Here is a 17,651-nt window from a genome sequence, read left to right on the forward strand (position 1 = left end):
TTATCCAAAAATAATCATTGGGTGCGAAGTTACCGGATGATTGCAGATCGTACACGGAAAATTGTAGGCTTCCCGGATATTTTCTGCGGTGAAAACCTCTTCCGGAGTTCCGTACGCAGCAACTTTTCCTGATTTCATTAATAAAACTTTATCGGCATATTGTGCGGCAAGATTGAGATCATGAAGAACAACAATCGCAGAATTGGCTTTTTTGGTGAAATTTTTAATGATTTCCAATGCTTTGTACTGATGTTTAATGTCTAAATTATTTAAAGGTTCATCTAAAAAAACAAGTTTGTGGGCAATTTCGTTCTGAAGCTGCGCAAAAACCCTCGAAAGATGAACGCGCTGTTTTTCGCCTCCCGATAAAGTATTGTATTCTCTTTCTTTTAAATGCAGAATATCCGTTTCATTCATCATTCTGTTTGTAGATTCATGGTCTTCTGTTTTGGGCTGTGCATCGAAATACGGATAACGTCCCATCATCACGACCTCTTTTACTTCCAGCGGAATATCGTTGCTGTTGTGCTGTGAAAATTTGGCTTTGTGTTTTGAAAGCTCTTTCACATTCCAGTCGTTGATATGCTTGTTTTTAAATATAATCTGCTGTTCAGATTTAATTTCATTGGCAAGAATACTCAGAAGGCTCGATTTTCCTGCTCCGTTCGGACCGACAATTGCCAGAAATTCGCCATATTCCAGATGAACGTCCACCGAATCCAGAATATGGAAGGTTTTATGCTGATAACTGATCTGATGCGCTTTTATCATAACAGGGATTTTTTAAATTTAACTAAAATCGCAATGAAAACCGGACCTCCCATTAAGGCGGTTAAAATCCCGATCGGAAGTTCCGAAGGTTCCACAATACTTCTGCTGAAAGTATCTGCCGTTAATAATAAAATGCTTCCGCATACCGCTGATAACGGTAAAATAACAGCATAGTCTGATTTAAACAAAAATCTTAAAATATATGGAACGATAAGCCCGACAAAACCAATGGTTCCCGAAAATGCCACACAGCTTCCCACCATTAAAGCCGTAATAAGGATGATCTGCTTTTTTAATCTTTCGACATTAATTCCCAAGTGCTGTGCATCTTTTTCGCCTAACATCATTGCATTCAACGCTTTGCCTTTTGGCAGTAAAACCGTGTACGAAATAACCAGAACGATTCCCAAAATAATATTCTTCGTCCATGTTGCAGCGGCTAAACTTCCTAAATTCCAGAACGTTAAATCTCTCAACTGGTCGTCTTTTGAGATGTAAATCAGGAAACCTGTAATGGAAAATCCGATCGCTGTAATGGCAACTCCCGATAATAACATCATCACGACATTGGTTTTACCGCCGCTGGTTGAAATTCTGTACACCAGAAGCATGGAAATAAAAGACCCGATAAAAGCAGCGATCCCCACCAATGAAAACTGTACGGCTTCAGGAAGAAATTCTCTGAAATATCCTCCCAAAACGATGGTAATGGCTGCAAGCAGGGTTGCGCCGGAAGTGAGCCCGATTAAATCTCCCGTTGCCAGAGGATTTCTGAACAATCCCTGCAAACCTGTTCCCGAAACCGCCAACATACTTCCGATAAGGATCGCCATCACAATTCTGGCTGCTCTTACGTCCCAGACTACATATTTATCGCTCATTGTGAGTGACTGATCTCCGTTCATTATTTTTTGTAAAACAGCGAATGCAGACTGACCTCCGAAATCGTAAACTCCGGTGTTAAGCGACCCTACTGCAATGATGCAAAGCAGTACGGTGCTTATGATGATGTAAACGGATAATTTACCTGGTGCTTTCAATCAGAAGTTGGTTTAATTCTACTGCTGCCTGTCCTAATCTTGGTCCGAAACCGGAAACAAGACCACCGTCCATGGCAATAATTTTTTTATTTTTTCCGGCATTGGTTTGGGAAACACCCGGCATTTTTAGTGCGCCTTCGTTTCCTCCCGCTCCCTGCAGCCCGCTCGTGAAGAAGAATAACACATCGGGATTTGCTTTTACAACCGCTTCCGGCGTTAAAGGTTTGAAATCTTCAAAATCATTTACGGCATTTTGTCCGCCTGCAATTTCAATTAAAGAAGCCATCGGTGTATTTTTTCCTGAAACCATGAGCATATTTCCTCTTGCATAGATGAACAGGACTTTCGGTTTTTTGGCAATCGGCTGAATCTGTTTCAGATCGGCATCAATTTTATCATTCAGTTTCTGATAATCTGTATTTCCGACTGCTTTCGCTACTTCTGCGATCAGTTTTTTAGTTCCGTCAACAGTAAATTCCTGTTTAAAAATTTCTGTTTTGATGCCGGAAGATCTAATTTTCCCCATCAGTTCAGGATTGATGTCTTTATCGGAAGCTAAAATTAAGGTGGGAGAAACTGCCATAATCGGCTCGATGGTCATTGATCTTACGTGTCCCAGATCTTTAGCTGTCGATTTAAGAGATTCGGGAAAAGTACTTGTCACGTCGGTTCCCACGATTTCTTTTTCGTGACCCAAAGCAGCTACAATTTCAGTGATTCCGCCGTTCAGCGTTACGATTTTATGAGCAGATTTTGGAGCTTCAGAGCTTTGTTCTGTTTTATTTTCAGTAGCAGTTCCTTCTTTTTTGCAGGAATAGACTGCCATTAATACAGATGCGGCAAGAATGAATTTTTTCATGATATCTTTTTATTTGATTTAAAATTTTAGAACAGGGGTTTGTATTCGAACTGCGGATAGCCTCTTTCGCCGCTGCTGCTCGTAAGTCTGGTGAATCTCAGCTTAAAGTAATATCCGTCCGGATCTTTGATGACATAAAATACATCACCTTTCACCTGATATCCGGAAGGTCCGACTTCCCGCCAGTTTCCTCCGATAACACGCTGATCGTTGTAAATGAATTTCGACTGATCGATATCCGAAACTTTAAAATTATTGTAGGCTTCAACCCCGGTTGTGGTTCCTGAAGCTTTTACTTCATAAGCTCCTGCTCCACCTACATTATTGATGGTGATAAAGTCTGCATACACATAGCTTCCAGCTCCTGTAATGGTATTGGTAAAGACCGAAAAGCAAAGATCCCATTTCTTTTTTTCAGGCTGAATGAAGAGTTCTTTTTCATTTTTCAGGCTGACAAAATTATAGTTGTACGCGGAGTTTTTATTGATGGTTAATTCCTTGTGAGAAGCAGAATTTAATGGGGCGTATTTTATTTTATATCCTCCGTTTGAAGTTCTCAAGATCTGAATTTTCATCCATCCTCTGCTTTCTCCGGCTGTGGTAACGCTTCCCGCAGGAACATTTCCTGTGTAAATTCCTTTTCCCATGTTCAGAAGGTATACTGCATTTTCAGATTCATTGGGATTAATTTCTTCAATTGCGGTGTATCCTGAAGGAAAGTTTCCTTTCACATCATCAATATAAATGGTGTTGGAAGGGTTAAAATTCGCAACCTGTACAAGATCCTGCAAACCGGAAACCTCAGCTTCTGTGACCAGATCGATATTTGTAGCATTCGGGATTTTTCCTGCTGCCATCATCAGAGAAGAATTAAGAATGACTTTAAAATTGCTTCCTGAATACAAAGCGAGATCCCAATCGGTTCTTTTGGTCAGCACTTCAGAATCCGTTCCCAGATCAAACCAGACCTGATTGGGCTGTGTAGGTCCGCCAACGGTAGGATTCACGATGGAACCTTCAATTTTTGATATGGTAACGGGATCTTCATTATCATTAATACAGGACTGGGTGATGAATGATGTCCCGATGAAGAGGTAAAGCAGTATTTTTTTCATTTCAATGATTATTTTTTAAAAGTTGTAGGTTAGTCTGGTGAAGTAGCTTCTGCCGTAGAAAAGATTCGAGTTCGGATCGGTGGTTCCGTGCGCGGTTCCGGCAACGGTGGTGTCTCTTACGGATGAAACATCAAAAATGTTCTTGATTCCTGCACTGAGTTCAAAATGATTTTTGAAAAAGGGCTGACTTACGACGAAATCCATCATATTGAAGTTGCCGCGCTCTCCCACATAATAAAAAGGATGGGCAATATCCTGACTGTCTAAGACAAACATCTGAAGTTTCCCGACGTGTCTGTAAAACAACGAAACATTGGTTCCTGTTTTTGGGAGGGTATAGTTTGCAGCCAGTTTTCCTTCGAATGTATAAAAGAAATCATCTGGAGAAACCAGAGTCCCTGAAAAGAGTTCTTTTCCGATGCCATAATAAGAGGCATTGGCAGCAAGGCTGAACTGGTTTTTCTGAACTTTAAAATTGGCTTCAAAAAGTAATGATCTGAATTTGTTGATATTGATGTATTTGTACTGCAACGGACTCTGATTGATCTGCAGAACTTCTATTCTGTTTTTGAGATCCATGTACGTTGCGCTCGCTCCTACCTGAACATTCCATCCTGAACTGGTGGTGAATTTTTTGTCTCCGTTTAAAGAGATCGTGATTCCTTCTTCCGGTTTTAAATCTTCATTTCCTCTGATGTCGTGGTTGCTGTCTACAAAGTAGGTGTAGAGTTCATCAAAATTGGGAAATCGGTTCGCGCTTCCTGTAACGAGTCGGATATTACTGGAATCATCAATTTTACCTCTTACCGTTAAGGAATAATTGTGCTGTCTATCAAATTTATCACTCAGCGCCAAACGGTAACCGGGTCTCAATGAAAGCCAGTCTGTAGGATTCCATTCTGCTGAAATAAAATTGGCGTAGTTGAAAATTTTTCGGTCAACATTATTTCCTGCAAAATCTCCTGCAATAAAACCTGCGTATCCTTTGGTATGATCGAGTTCATAACCCAACTGGAAATCTATTTTTTTATCATCAAGAAAATTGCTGAAAACACCTCGTGAATAAATGACATCTGCTTTATTATAGGATTGATAAACTTCTTTCGTTCCCATTACTTTCCTGTTCGGAATATCATAGGTAAAATCTCTGTATTTTCTGTCCTGAGTCTGATAAGAAAAATCACCTGTATAATTGATGCTGCCTAATCTGGTCTGAACATTTAACTGATTGACGTATCTTGTGGTGAGGTAATCTCTGTCGGCAGAAGTATAAGTTCTGTTTCCCTCTCCTAAATAAAGTTCTGAAACAATCGGGCTGTAGAAATTGAGTTGTTCATTAACGAAGCCGAATTTATAGAAAACGGACGTTTTATTTTTACTGTATCGGATCACTCCGTCGATATTCAGCACATCTTTCGGCTGCCACAGATATCCTCTTTTTCCATCCTGTTCAAAATACTTATATCCTTCCTGCGTCCCTTTGAATCCCTGAAAATCGTTATGATTGATATTGGCTCCGATATACCAGTTTTCATTTAAGTTATATCCTGCATTCAGCGTTTGAATATGTCTTCCTTCTCCTTTTTTGTACCAATTGTATTCTTTTCCTACGGTTTCTTCCTGAACCGAAGCATTTAACGTTAATTTTTTCTGAGTGCTTTTTTTGGTAATGATATTGATGACTCCGGCAACGGCATTGCTTCCATAATCCACTCCCATTGAACCTCTTACCACTTCTATACGTTCTACATTATTGATATTGAGCTTGGTGAGATCTATATTGTTTCCCAGTCCTACATCTCCCACCACAGGAATATTGTCAATCAGGATCTTGGTATATTCTCCACCCAGTCCCAGTAAACTCGCGGTTGAATTTCCTGAATTGCGGTCTGAAGTAATCAGGATGTTCAGACTTTGGTTTAAAACATCTGCCACATTGGTTGCTGCCATATTTTTGATCTGCTGCGCATCAATAACCTCCACTTTATAAATTGATTTATTTATGGATTGCTGAGTATACTGTCCGGTAAGGACAACCTCTTCAATTTTTTCCAGCTTTACAGAATCTTTTTTCTGCGCGTCCATCCACAAAATCATCGTTAAAGCAAGAACAGAAAGCAATTTCTTCTTCATAGGATCAAAAAATTTTTGACAAATATAATATTTTATTTAGAACAATTAAAAATAATTATATAATTTTGTAGAATAATTCTAAATAAAAATAATGTTATGAAACTAGGACTACTTATTGGAGGTTTACTGCTTACAGCGATTTCGGGAAATGCACAGGTAACAACGATTAATGAGAATTTTGAATCTTTCACGGCAGGAACAGCTGCAGCATGGCCGCAAAATAACTGGAACCGCGTGCAGAGTGGTTCCGGACCTTGGGTATATGTTGACAATTCGAATGCAGCAGACAAACATATCCAGTATTACAGCTTTTTTACAACGAATACACCGGGTTATGCTATTGCTCCGCAAATTGTAGCACCGGACGGAACTCAGACGCTTACGTTTAAGTCTTCCCTTACAGCAGGATCTTCCGCGGGAAGTACCGGAACTATTGAAGTTGGATTTGTGGACGGCGTTACAACAGCAGATATGGCAAGTTTTACAAAGATTGGAAATACGATTACGCTTACTTCAACAGATACGCAGTATTCCGTACCGATTCCTGCATCCAATAAGCAGTACATCGCATTTAAGATTGTGGGAAGTCTAAATCATACCGCGATTCAGTTGGATGATATTTCTTACGCAGTAAGTTCGATACTTGCGGTTTCAGATCAGGCAAAATTAAAGGAAAGTGTACAGTTTGCAGTGAATTCCGACAATACCGCATTGCAGTTTGTTGCTAAAAAAGAACCGAAAAAAATTCAGATCTATTCAACGGGAGGTCAGAAAACAGCCGAAGGAAAATTATCCGGAAGATCGTTTGATATCAGTACGCTTCAAACCGGAGTTTATTATATCCTGATCGAAACGGCGGAAGGAGAAATCGTGAAATCAAAATTCATTAAAAAATAAACTTTTCACAGAATCACAAAGGTTCACCTGAACTTTAATGATAATACTTTCTATTTTTTCTAATAAAAGGCTGTCCGCAATGGTGAACAGCCTTTTAGTTTTATGCTTCCCTCAGGAAGAGTAAAGTTATTTTTAAACTTCCTTCTTACAGATTACAAAGTTTTAAATCCTTTAAATACCTGAGTAGAACTTTCCAGCATTTTAGAAACGTCTCTTCTGAAATTCAGCAAATGATCCTGCCCGTTGTGGCGGTTCAGGTGTTCTTCACTTTCCCACAATTCCACCATGAAAAAAGTTCCTTTGTTATCTTTGTCTTCAATAAGGTCATACTGCAGACATCCCTCTTCTTTTCTGGTTTCTCTTACCAGTATCTGGAAAAGTTCAACTGCTTCCATCAGATAATTCTCATTAAATCTGAAAAGCGCAACTACGTTTATGTTCATTGTTATTTTTTTAGTGGTGTAAATGTAGAATTTTTTCAAAACCGAAAAGATATTTCATGCTTTTATTTTTCCACATTTAACAGATTTTATCACTAAAAAACAGATTTGTAAATGGTAATCGAGCTCATCACGATGACCAGAGTTCCGATGATGATAAACATACTTTTCACAGGAAGTTTTGCCGTTAACATTGCAGAAAAAGGAGCGGTAAAAATTCCTCCGATCAGAAGACCGAGAATGATATTCCAGTGCTGAATTCCCAATGTGAAAATAAAAGTAATGGCTGCCGTTAAGGTTAAAATAAATTTTGCCACCGTAGAACTTCCCACTGCAAATCTCGGCGTAAAGGAATTTTTAATTAAAGTTCCTGTTACCAACGGTCCCCATCCTCCTCCGGCAAAGGAATCGATAAAACCACCGATCACTCCCAAACGCGTTAAATTTGTTTTCCGTTTTAATTTTTTGTCCTGCTTATTTTTAAAAGCATTGGATAAAATCTGAATTCCAAGATATAATGTGTAGAAGGAAATAATTGTTTTGGTGATTTTTGAATAATATTCTCCGAGATACGTGAGTGAAACCGCCCCGATAACGGCTCCGAAAACCGCAGGAATGGCGAGTCTTTTCACCAGACTTTTGCTTACGTTTTTCAGTCTGATATGACTGATGCTTCCGGCTGCCGTTGTAAAGCTTTCCGCAGAATGAATACTCGCACTCACCGCATGAGGCGGAATTCCGAGGAACAAAAGAGTGGTTGTACAAATTACGCCGTATCCCATTCCCATTGATCCTGCAACGATTTCTGCCAAAACTCCTACCAACATCATCCAATAGAAAATGTAATTGTCTTTGGCTAAAACAGTGAACAGTTCATCCAGATAGCCCAGTTCATACATCGTAAAGGCAACAACCGACAGAACTGCGATCGTCACAAAAAATACATTTAACCTGAACTGAACTTTTCTTGAAATAACCATTTTTTCTGTTTTCTATCGTTTTAAACCATTACTGAAATATTTATGCAGCTAAGAAAATTCACTTTAAATCAACTTACCTTTTTAAATCTTTCCTAAATGACTCAGATTATGTTTGTTTAATTTATAAAATCATTACGGCTCCCACCGTTGAATTGCCTGTCTCGTCGATCAATATAGCGTTGCCTGTTGCATTGCTTTCTTCAAAGCTGTCGAAAACCAGGGGTGAAGCTGTTTTTAAACGGATTTTTACGACTTCGTTTAATTTTATGCTTTCAGAAACCGGCGTTTTTTCTAAAGTATTAACGTCTATTTTATATTCGATTTCTTTGATAATCGCTTTTAAAAGTTTGCTCTTGTGCTGAATAAAATATTTGTTTCCTTCGTTTAATTCCTTTTTATCCAGCCAGCAGACAACGGCTTCAATTTCGTTTTCAACTTTCGGAAGGCTTTCAGTTTTTACTAAAAAATCGCCTCTGCTGATATCAATATCATCTTCAACATGCAGAATAGCGGGCTGATTGGCAAAAACGAATTCCACCTCTTTTCCCCCTGTTTCTATTTTTGAAATTTTAGTCTGAATATTCTGAGGAAGTACCGTAATTTCGTCACCTTTTTTGTAAATTCCTGAAAGAACTTCTCCTGCGTAACCTCTGTAATCGTGCAGATCCTCCGTTTGCGGACGAATGACATACTGAACCTGAAATCTCGGACTCTGAAAGTTTTGATCTGAATTGATTTCAACCGTTTCGAGGAAATCCAACAGCGTAGAACCTTCATACCAAGTCATATTTTCTGATCTTTCAACAATATTGTCGCCATGAAATGCCGAAATCGGGAAATAATTTACATTTTTTAACCCTAGTTTTTCTGCAACCAATTCATATTGAGCTTTTATATCTTTAAAAACTTTTTCAGAATACTCAACGAGATCCATTTTATTGATGGCGACCACCACATTTTTCATCTTCAATAAAGACGCAATAATGGAGTGTCTTCTTGTCTGTTCAATCACGCCCTGTCTTGCATCAATCAGAATAACAATCAGTTGCGAATTAGAAGCTCCCGTAATCATATTTCTTGTATACTGAATATGTCCCGGTGCATCCGCAATAATAAATTTTCTTTTCGGCGTCGAAAAATAGCGGTACGCAACATCGATGGTAATTCCCTGCTCTCTTTCTGCTCTTAAACCATCCGTTAAAATAGCAAGGTCTACTCCGTTTTCGTTTTTATTTTTTGACTGTTTTTCGAGTGCTTCAAGCTGATCGATCAATATATTTTTACTGTCGTACAGAAGTCTTCCGATCAGGGTACTTTTCCCGTCGTCTACGCTTCCTGCAGTGATAAATCTTAATATGTCCACTTTTGTTTTATTAATGATGAGTAATTGAGTGAGGTTGAGAGTGAGGTTAAGGATAAGGTTGAGGTTAAGATTAAAGGCTTACTACAAAAACTTCTGGCTTCCATCTTCCAACTTCCAGCCTAAATATAAAGGTTGGGATTAAGGCTAAGACTGAAAACTTACTACAAAACGTCCATCTTCCATCTTCCATCTTCCAGCCTCCAACTTCCAGCCTAAAAATAACCTCCTTTCTTCCGGTCTTCCATCGCAGCTTCCGTCACTTTATCATCGATTCGGGTTTCGCCGCGCTCAGAAATTCTGGATGCGGTGATTTCATTCACAACCTCATTCAAAGTTTCGGCAGTGCTTTCTACTGCGGCGGTACAGGTCATGTCTCCGACGGTTCTGTAACGGACTTTTTTATTAACAATTGTATCATTTTCATCAATCTGAATAAAATCCGATACTGCAATTAACTGTCCGTCATATTCAATCACCTCACGGTCATGTGCAAAATAAATGGATGGCAACTGGATATTTTCTTTTTTAATATAATTCCAGACATCAAGCTCCGTCCAGTTCGAAATCGGAAAAACTCTTACGTTTTCACCTTTGTTGATTCTTCCGTTGTAGATGTTCCACAATTCCGGACGCTGCAGCTTCGGATCCCACTGTCCGAATTCATCCCGCACAGAGAAAAAACGTTCTTTGGCTCTGGCCTTTTCTTCGTCTCTTCTCGCTCCGCCAATGCATGCATCGAACCCGAATTCTTCAATCGTATCTAATAAAGTGTGGGTTTGCAGCCAGTTTCTGGAAGCAAATTTCCCTTTCGGTTCGGTTAAATTTTTAGCTTTGATGGTATCTTCCACTTTTCTTACAATCAGTTCCGCGCCGATATTTTCTGCTAAATAATCTCTGAACTGCAATGCTTCAGGGAAGTTATGTCCTGTATCGATATGAACCAACGGAAAAGGAATTTTCATCGGAGCAAAAGCTTTTTTTGCCAGATGAACCAAAGTGATAGAATCTTTTCCGCCACTGAAAAGCAGTGCAGGTTTTTCAAACTGAGCAGCAATTTCCCTCATAATGTAGATACTTTCTGCTTCCAACTGCTCCAGATAGTCTAACGTATGTGTCGTCATTTTTTATTTTTTTGAATTAATGAGAATGCAGACCGCACTCTTTCTGTGAACTTTCCCACCACCATCGTCCAACGCGCGGATTTTCTCCTTCTTCGATTGCTCTTGTACAGGGTTGACAACCGACACTGATGAATCCTTTTTTGTGTAAAGACAATTCCTGAACTTTATTTTCTTTCAGATAATCTAAAACATTCTGGTAATTCCAGTGAATTAAAGGATTGTATTTGTATAGTTTACGATCTTCATCCCATTCTATAACCGGCATATTTTCTCTGTTTTCAGATTGTTCGGAACGTAATCCTGTAATCCAGACTTTTGCATTTTCCAATGCGCGGTTTAAAGGTTTAACCTTACGGATAAAACAGCATTCTTTTCGGTTTTCTACAGAATGATAAAATGCATTGATTCCTTTTTCATTCACATATTTTTCCACGTCGGAACTTTCCGGAAAATAGACTTCCGTTTTTGTTTTGTATCGGGAATTATTTTGGGAAAGCAATTCGTAGTGCTCGTAAAAAAGTCTTCCAGTATCAAGCGTGAAGACTTTTACCGGCAGATGATTTTTGAAAATCATATCTGTAATTACCTGATCTTCCTGTCCGAGTGAGGTGGAGAAAACAACCCCTTCCGAAATTTTTGAAGAAATAAATTTCAGTCCCTCTTCTGCGGAAAGCTGTTTCAGTAACTCTGCATCTTCTTTTGAAATCATATTTTGTTCATTTGAAGTAATGCAAATATCAGATAAAATAATTATCCTACCAAAAAAGTAGACTAATTATTTTAAAAAAAAGGATCTGATTAATCCACCAAATCCATTAACGTTCTTTTCTCCAGAATATTCAGCGAAGCGTCGCGAACTTCAATCAGAACGTCGTGAAGACCGCAATGATCTTCACTGCAGTCGTCGCATTTTTCATAAAAGTTTAAACTTACGCAAGGAAGCAGAGCAATGGGTCCGTTAACGAGACGAATGATTTTCGCCAGCTTTACATTTTCCGGATTTTCTTTGAAGAAATAGCCCCCTCCTTTTCCTTTTTTGCTATCGAGAATGTCCGCTTTTTTAAGCTCAAGCAGGATATTTTCCAGAAACTTTAAAGGAATTTTCTTGTGTTCGGCAATTTCGGAAATAAGAATCGGTCCGTCATTTCTCTTTTCTACAAGATATGACAGTGCCTTGAAAGCGTATTGAGATTTTTTAGACAGCATTACTACAAAAATAAGAAAATTGTTTGATATATGTAATAGGGAAGCTGGAAGTTAGAAGATGGAAGCTGGGAGTTTTCAGAGACCGTATTACTTCCTTCTTCGTACTTCCTTCTTCCATGCAAAATCCCTAAATTTGCGTTATGTTCAGTAAACAGGAAGCACAGCAGTTAAAGAAAGAGTTTTGGACGGCTTTCGGAAAGTCTTTTCCAAGAAAATGGATTTTGTATGATACCAAAATCAAGGATATGTCGTTTAAATTTTATGCGGATAAGAAAAAAGCGGAAGTTTCTCTGGATATCGAAATGAAGGATGAAGTTTTCAGAGATGCGTACTACAACAAAATATGGTCACTGGAAGACATTCTGAAGGATTTTATCGGCGATTTTCACAAGGAAGAATTTTATACGCTGGAAAACGGAAAAGTTATCAGCCGAATCTGGGTTGAAAAGCACGGCATTTCTGTTTTCAATAAAAATACATGGAGGGAAGCTTTTGAATTTTTTGTTGAAAAAATGGATGGCTTCGAGCGGTTTTATTATGAATATGAGGATTTTATAAAGGATGTTTAGTGAATAGTTCTTAAAGGATAAAAAAACATATCATGAAAATAAGATATTGCTGGAGGTGCAGAATGGATGTTCCCATGCTTGATGAAGAAGAGGGAAAAATCGCTTCGAAATTATTAGCTGAAGGATTTCAGGAATTTAAAACAACCAGAAAAAAGCCTTTAAATGAAAATTTCAAAAAACTGCTGGATTATTACAATAATTTAACCGGTTTTGAAGAAACAAATCCTAATGCCATCATGCATCATTTCATTGATATGTATGGTCCTGACTGTGAAAACTGCGGAAAACCTTACCGAACGGAAACTGCTACATTCTGCCCGAAATGCGGTAACAAAAGAAAAATTTAAGGACTTTTCTCAATTTGGATTTTTTTTAAACGCAAATATTATTTTTACCAATACAATTTTGAGAAGGCAAAGGCAAATGAAATTTGCTGTTCGAAGCTTGAAAATAGATTTCAAAGGCTAGTTTTGTGTCAAGGTGAATCGTGAATTTTTAATTCAAATCAGGATCGGAAACCGCTTAAATATTTTTAACCTTGTGATTTAAACTAATTCAGAGTTAACCGCAAAAGATAATGATAAAGCGAATTTCAAGAATAATCAAAGCGCTTAAAAGAATAAAAATCAAAGATTTTTAAAAACTGTTGTTATCTTCTTATTTATAATCACAACTTTAAATAGACGTTTACTTTATCTTTTGCGGCTTTTGCGGTTAAATAAAAAGTTTAAACAGATTTGTATAAAATTCAACCTTCTGTTCTTATATTTTTCTGTATTTTGGTCAAAATAAAAATAACAGAATAAATTTTCAGCAAAATAAAAACTAATAATTAAAACAAAATGTCAGAAAATAAAATATTTTTCGCAGACGCAGCAGATCCTGAAATGTCTAAAGCTTATAAAAAAGCGCAGGAAACCTTTAAATATTTCTGGAGAGAGCAATCTTGGGAATACAGAAGAATTATTCCGGCACTGAGTGTTTCATGTGTGAAAGTAGCTTTTTCTCAGGAAGATCCTTATTCAGACTCACCTATTGTAGAACATATGTGGATCAATGACATCAATTTCGATGGCGATCTTATCAAAGGCTACCTCATCAACCAACCGAATAAACTCACCAATGTTGAAGTCGGAGATTATGTGGAAATTCCTGTAAACGAAATCAGCGACTGGCTTTTTGCCATGCCGCAACGCGCAAAAAAAACGAAAGGACTTTCAAAACTGTTTTCATCTTCTGCAGAGTCTCTTCCTCCGAAAGCTTATGGCGGATTTACAATCCAGAAAATGCGTTCGGATATGTCTCCGGCGGAAAGAAAAGCACACGATAATGCGTGGCAAATGGATTTCGGAGATTTTAATGATATTGAAATTGTCTATGAACAGAAAGAGCATCCTGAAAATCTTGTGGAGCATCCGATGAGCAGAAACATGAAGGAAGAGCTGGTAAAATTCGTCAGCGAAAATCCGGATGAGATTACAGGTCAGGATAGTAACGGCTACTCTATGCTTCATGCGGAAACAATTGCCGGAAATCTAAGTTCTGTGGAAGTGATTCTTGCAGCAGGAGGTGATAAAAATTTAAAGACAAAATCCGGAAAAACAGCTTTGGACTTTGCCCGACAACTGAATTGGGAACATATTATTCCTGTTTTGGAAAATTGATTTTATCTTAATTAAAGTAAGTTTGATGTTAGAAGATTGAAAATTAATTTTAACCGAAATTAAGTATAAGTTTTTGGCTAAAGCTAATTGTTTTTTAATTGAGTTTGTTTAAACTTTTAAAAAATAAAATATTCTTGTTGGAAAACGCAAAGACGCAAGATTTTTATTAATCTCAAGTCTTTAAGGCGCAAGAAAATCAAAGATTTTCAATAAGGATTGATACTTAATTTTATCGAAGATAAAATCTTTGCGTCTTAGGAAGAGACCATATTTAATGAATATTTTGCGCCTTTGCGATGGTTATAACCATTAAGTTTAAACATCCTATAAAATGTGCTACAGTCAATTCCTATTGATATTTTATCCTGATTTTACATCGAACTCACGATTAGTATATAAAAGAGAAACTTTCCCGTTTCTCTTTTTTGTTTTCTGCCATCCACGATCTGAATACATTCTTTCCTGATTCGGCTACATTTCCTACTGCACAACTTTCCATCTTTGTACCATCATTTAACAACAAAAAATATTTAAAAATGGAAACAAAAAAAGTATGGTTCGTGACAGGAGCTTCAAAAGGATTAGGATTTGAACTGGTTAAAAAATTATTGTCTGAAGGATTTCAGGTAGCTGCAACAAGCCGTACCGTGAATTCTTTAATTTCCGCTTTTGGAGAGACTTCGGAAAACTTTCTGCCCTTAAGTGTAAATATTACGGACAATAATGATGTAAAATCTGCCATTGCAAAAACCACAGCGCATTTCGGACAGATCAATGTTGTGGTAAACAACGCAGGATACGGACAGATCGGAACTTTGGAAGAGCTTAGCGATGAGGAAGCAAGAGAAAATTATGCGGTGAATGTTTTCGGAACTTTAAACGTCATCAGAAATGCTATGCCTTATCTTCGTGAGCAGAAATCGGGAAATATTTTCAATATTTCTTCTATCGGAGGTTTTTCGGGAAATTTTCCGGGTTGGGGAATTTACTGCTCTACTAAATTTGCTGTGGCAGGATTTACGGAAGCTTTGGCTGAAGAAGCAAAAGATTTCGGAATTCATGCAACGGTAATTTATCCGGGATATTTCCGTACAGATTTTTTGGCTAAAGATTCGGTAAAAACTCCGGCAAATCCTATTCAGGCTTATGAAGCGGCAAGAAGTTCGGAACAGGCACATCTTGACGAAATCAACGGAAACCAGCCGAATGATCCTGTAAAAGCAGCAGATGTTCTGATTCAGCTGAGCAAAGAGCAAAATCCGCCGGTACATTTCCTTTTAGGCGTAGGAACCATGGAATTTCTTACCAATAAAGTAGATGCGATTACAGGAGATGCAAGGAAATGGGAGGTTTTAGCAAATTCTACAGCAATTTAGAATTAATTTACTTCTTTTGTCTTGAAACAAAAGAACCAAAAATTCAAGACTTAGAGCCTGAATGCTAAAAATTAAAACGTAATCCTAAAATTCCCAAAACTCGCGCGAATCAAAATCCGTTCTTCGGTTATGGATTATACCCGCGCTCAGACAGTGGAAATTTTTTAACGGATTACGTTTCAATTTTCTTAATGCTTCAGGCTCTTATGTCGGAAAAGCCATCTGATTTAGACATTTTTGATTTAGGTAATGTAAAGTATGAACGTTTAGCAAATTCTACAGCAATTTAGGATTGATTGATTTCTTTTGTCTTGAAACAAAAGAACCAAAAATTCAAGACTTAGATCCTGAATGCTAAAAATTAAAACGTAATCCTAAAATTCCCAAAACTCGCGCGAATCAAAATCCGTTCTTCGGTTATGGATTATAACCGCGCTCAGACAGTGGAAATTTTTTAACGGATTACGTTTTAATTTTCTTAACGCTTCAGGCTCTTATGTCGGAAAAGCCATGTGATATAGACCTGATATAGACATTTTTGATTTATGTCAGGTAATGTAAAGTATGAACGTTTATCAAATTCTACAGCAATTTAGGATTGATTGATTTCTTTTGTCTTAAAACAAAAGAACCAAAAATTCAAGACTTAGATCCTGAATGCTAAAAATTAAAACGTAATCCTAAAATTCCCAAAACTCGCGCGAATCAAAATTTGTTCTTCGGTTATGGATTATATCCGCGCTCAGACAGTGGAAATTTTTTAACGGATTACGTTTTAATTTTCTTAACGCTTCAAGCTCTTATGTCGGAAAAGCCATCTGATTTAGTCATTTTTGATTTGTATCTCAGGTAATGTAAAAGTATGAACGTTTAGCAAATTCTACAGCATTAATTTACTTCTTTTGTCTTGAAACAAAAGAACCAAAAATTCAAGACTTAGATCCTGAATGCTAAAAATTAAAACGTAATCCTAAAATTCCCAAAACTCGCGCGAATCAAAATTTGTTCTTCGGTTATGGATTATACCCGCGCTCAGACAGCGGAAATTTTTTAACGGATTATGTTTTAATTTTCTTAACGCTTCAGGCTCTTATGTCGCAACAAAAGAACATTTATTTCATAAAAATCACTAAAAACAATTAACTTCGTTACTATGAAAGAGACCTTCCGTTTTCATTCGATCTCCGATTTTCATGCTTTCTGTAATCTGCCGAGTCCGGATCATCCGCTGATCAGCTTAATTGATTACAGCAAAGTCCGCTATCCTGTAAATGATACGGAGCTGAAATGGACCCAGAATTTTTATTCGGTGGGGCTTAAAAGAAATGTAAACGCGAAGTTCAATTACGGTCAGCAGGAATATGACTTTGATTCGGGCGTGCTGTGTTTTGTTTCGCCGATGCAGTTTCTAAGAATTGAGATGAAACCAGATGTTGAGTTTGAACCGACCGGATATCTTTTGCTGATTCATCCCGATTTTCTCTGGGGAACCTCGCTCATCAAAAAATTTAAATCGTACGATTTTTTCAGTTATAAGATCAACGAAGCTCTTTTTTTATCGGAAAAAGAAGAGAAAACTATTGTGGAACTGTTTAAAAATATTGAAAAGGAATACCAAAACAATATCGATAAATTTACTCAGGAGCTTATTGTTGCGCAACTGGAATTATTCCTGATCTATTCTGAACGCTTCTACGAAAGACAGTTTTTCACCAGAAAAAAATCCAGTCACGAATTGCTGGATAAATTTGAGGAAGTTCTTTCGCAGTATTTTAACAGCGGAAATCTTCTAGAACATGGTATTCCTTCCGTGAAAACCATCGCCGAACAACTGAATATTTCACCCAATTATCTGGGAAGTTTACTGCGCATCCATACACAGCAGAACACGCAGCAACACATACAGAATAAACTGATCACTCTCGCAAAGGAACGTCTTAGTACAACGAATTTATCCGTAAGTGAAATTGCGTATGAACTGGGTTTTGAACATCCGCAGTCGTTTAGTAAGTTATTTAAGCAGAAGACGAATCAGTCTCCAGGGGAGTTTAGGAGGTTGTTTAATTGAGAAATCAAATTTTCAATTTTTATTTTTTAAATTTGGTATCCGAAAAAAT

General features: G+C 37.6%; 17 protein-coding genes. 6 read left to right on the forward strand and 11 right to left on the reverse strand.

Going from position 1 to position 17,651, the window contains the following annotated elements; genetic code table 11:
• From AC52CF_RS13630 to AC52CF_RS13650, 5 genes are read right to left on the reverse strand one after another with little or no spacing between them, the layout of a single operon-like run.
• Positions 1 to 771, reverse strand: coding sequence for a heme ABC transporter ATP-binding protein (locus AC52CF_RS13630; protein WP_214589204.1), 771 nt, complete (start codon positions 769 to 771; stop codon positions 1 to 3).
• A complete protein-coding gene (locus AC52CF_RS13635) occupies positions 768 to 1,811 on the reverse strand; it encodes a FecCD family ABC transporter permease (protein ID WP_214589203.1) in 1,044 nt (347 codons plus the stop codon). The genes AC52CF_RS13630 and AC52CF_RS13635 overlap by 4 nt, the downstream gene beginning before the upstream one ends.
• The gene (locus tag AC52CF_RS13640; RefSeq protein WP_214589202.1) at positions 1,795 to 2,670 is read right to left on the reverse strand and encodes a heme/hemin ABC transporter substrate-binding protein; all 876 of its coding nucleotides are present in this window, start codon (positions 2,668 to 2,670) and stop codon (positions 1,795 to 1,797) included. The genes AC52CF_RS13635 and AC52CF_RS13640 overlap by 17 nt, the downstream gene beginning before the upstream one ends.
• 26 nt (positions 2,671 to 2,696) lie before the next feature.
• Positions 2,697 to 3,785 (reverse strand): HmuY family protein, encoded by a 1,089-nt coding sequence (locus AC52CF_RS13645; RefSeq protein WP_214589201.1) that lies wholly within the window; start codon positions 3,783 to 3,785, stop codon positions 2,697 to 2,699.
• 15 nt (positions 3,786 to 3,800) lie between these two features.
• A complete protein-coding gene (locus AC52CF_RS13650) occupies positions 3,801 to 5,918 on the reverse strand; it encodes a TonB-dependent receptor plug domain-containing protein (RefSeq protein ID WP_214589200.1) in 2,118 nt (705 codons plus the stop codon).
• Positions 5,919 to 6,014: 96 nt separating this feature from the next.
• On the opposite strand from AC52CF_RS13650, the gene AC52CF_RS13655 reads away from it, so the two are divergent.
• Entirely contained in the window at positions 6,015 to 6,815 is an 801-nt protein-coding gene (locus tag AC52CF_RS13655; RefSeq protein ID WP_214589199.1) for a T9SS type A sorting domain-containing protein, read from the forward strand.
• 152 nt (positions 6,816 to 6,967) lie between these two features.
• Here the strand turns inward: AC52CF_RS13655 and AC52CF_RS13660 are convergent, their stop codons facing one another.
• The 6 genes from AC52CF_RS13660 to AC52CF_RS13685 form a co-directional block, all read right to left on the reverse strand.
• Positions 6,968 to 7,258 (reverse strand): putative quinol monooxygenase, encoded by a 291-nt coding sequence (locus AC52CF_RS13660; RefSeq protein WP_087711034.1) that lies wholly within the window; start codon positions 7,256 to 7,258, stop codon positions 6,968 to 6,970.
• A gap of 92 nt (positions 7,259 to 7,350) precedes the next feature.
• The gene (locus AC52CF_RS13665) at positions 7,351 to 8,235 is read right to left on the reverse strand and encodes a sulfite exporter TauE/SafE family protein (RefSeq protein ID WP_214589198.1); all 885 of its coding nucleotides are present in this window, start codon (positions 8,233 to 8,235) and stop codon (positions 7,351 to 7,353) included.
• A gap of 121 nt (positions 8,236 to 8,356) precedes the next feature.
• Positions 8,357 to 9,598, reverse strand: coding sequence for a sulfate adenylyltransferase subunit 1 (locus AC52CF_RS13670; RefSeq protein ID WP_214589197.1), 1,242 nt, complete (start codon positions 9,596 to 9,598; stop codon positions 8,357 to 8,359).
• Positions 9,599 to 9,810: 212 nt separating this feature from the next.
• Entirely contained in the window at positions 9,811 to 10,719 is a 909-nt protein-coding gene (gene cysD / locus AC52CF_RS13675; RefSeq protein WP_214589196.1) for a sulfate adenylyltransferase subunit CysD, read from the reverse strand.
• A gap of 16 nt (positions 10,720 to 10,735) precedes the next feature.
• Positions 10,736 to 11,428, reverse strand: coding sequence for a phosphoadenylyl-sulfate reductase (locus AC52CF_RS13680; protein ID WP_214589195.1), 693 nt, complete (start codon positions 11,426 to 11,428; stop codon positions 10,736 to 10,738).
• Between the two features lie 89 nt (positions 11,429 to 11,517).
• On the reverse strand, positions 11,518 to 11,925 hold the full coding sequence (locus AC52CF_RS13685) for an RrF2 family transcriptional regulator (RefSeq protein ID WP_076393217.1): 408 nt from the start codon (positions 11,923 to 11,925) through the stop codon (positions 11,518 to 11,520).
• Between the two features lie 140 nt (positions 11,926 to 12,065).
• Between AC52CF_RS13685 and AC52CF_RS13690 the strand changes: the two genes are divergently transcribed.
• From AC52CF_RS13690 to AC52CF_RS13710, 5 genes are all read left to right on the forward strand, one after another.
• Entirely contained in the window at positions 12,066 to 12,494 is a 429-nt protein-coding gene (locus tag AC52CF_RS13690; RefSeq protein WP_076393214.1) for a DUF4268 domain-containing protein, read from the forward strand.
• A gap of 32 nt (positions 12,495 to 12,526) precedes the next feature.
• Entirely contained in the window at positions 12,527 to 12,841 is a 315-nt protein-coding gene (locus AC52CF_RS13695; protein ID WP_250902120.1) for a hypothetical protein, read from the forward strand.
• A 495-nt stretch (positions 12,842 to 13,336) separates the two neighbouring features.
• A complete protein-coding gene (locus tag AC52CF_RS13700) occupies positions 13,337 to 14,158 on the forward strand; it encodes a DUF2314 domain-containing protein (RefSeq protein WP_214589194.1) in 822 nt (273 codons plus the stop codon).
• Positions 14,159 to 14,694: 536 nt separating this feature from the next.
• Positions 14,695 to 15,534 (forward strand): SDR family oxidoreductase, encoded by an 840-nt coding sequence (locus AC52CF_RS13705; RefSeq protein WP_214589193.1) that lies wholly within the window; start codon positions 14,695 to 14,697, stop codon positions 15,532 to 15,534.
• Positions 15,535 to 16,687: 1,153 nt separating this feature from the next.
• Positions 16,688 to 17,602, forward strand: coding sequence for a helix-turn-helix domain-containing protein (locus AC52CF_RS13710; RefSeq protein ID WP_214589192.1), 915 nt, complete (start codon positions 16,688 to 16,690; stop codon positions 17,600 to 17,602).
• The last annotated feature ends 49 nt before the right edge of the window (positions 17,603 to 17,651 follow it).

It is taken from the genome of Chryseobacterium sp. 2P (assembly GCF_059579425.1).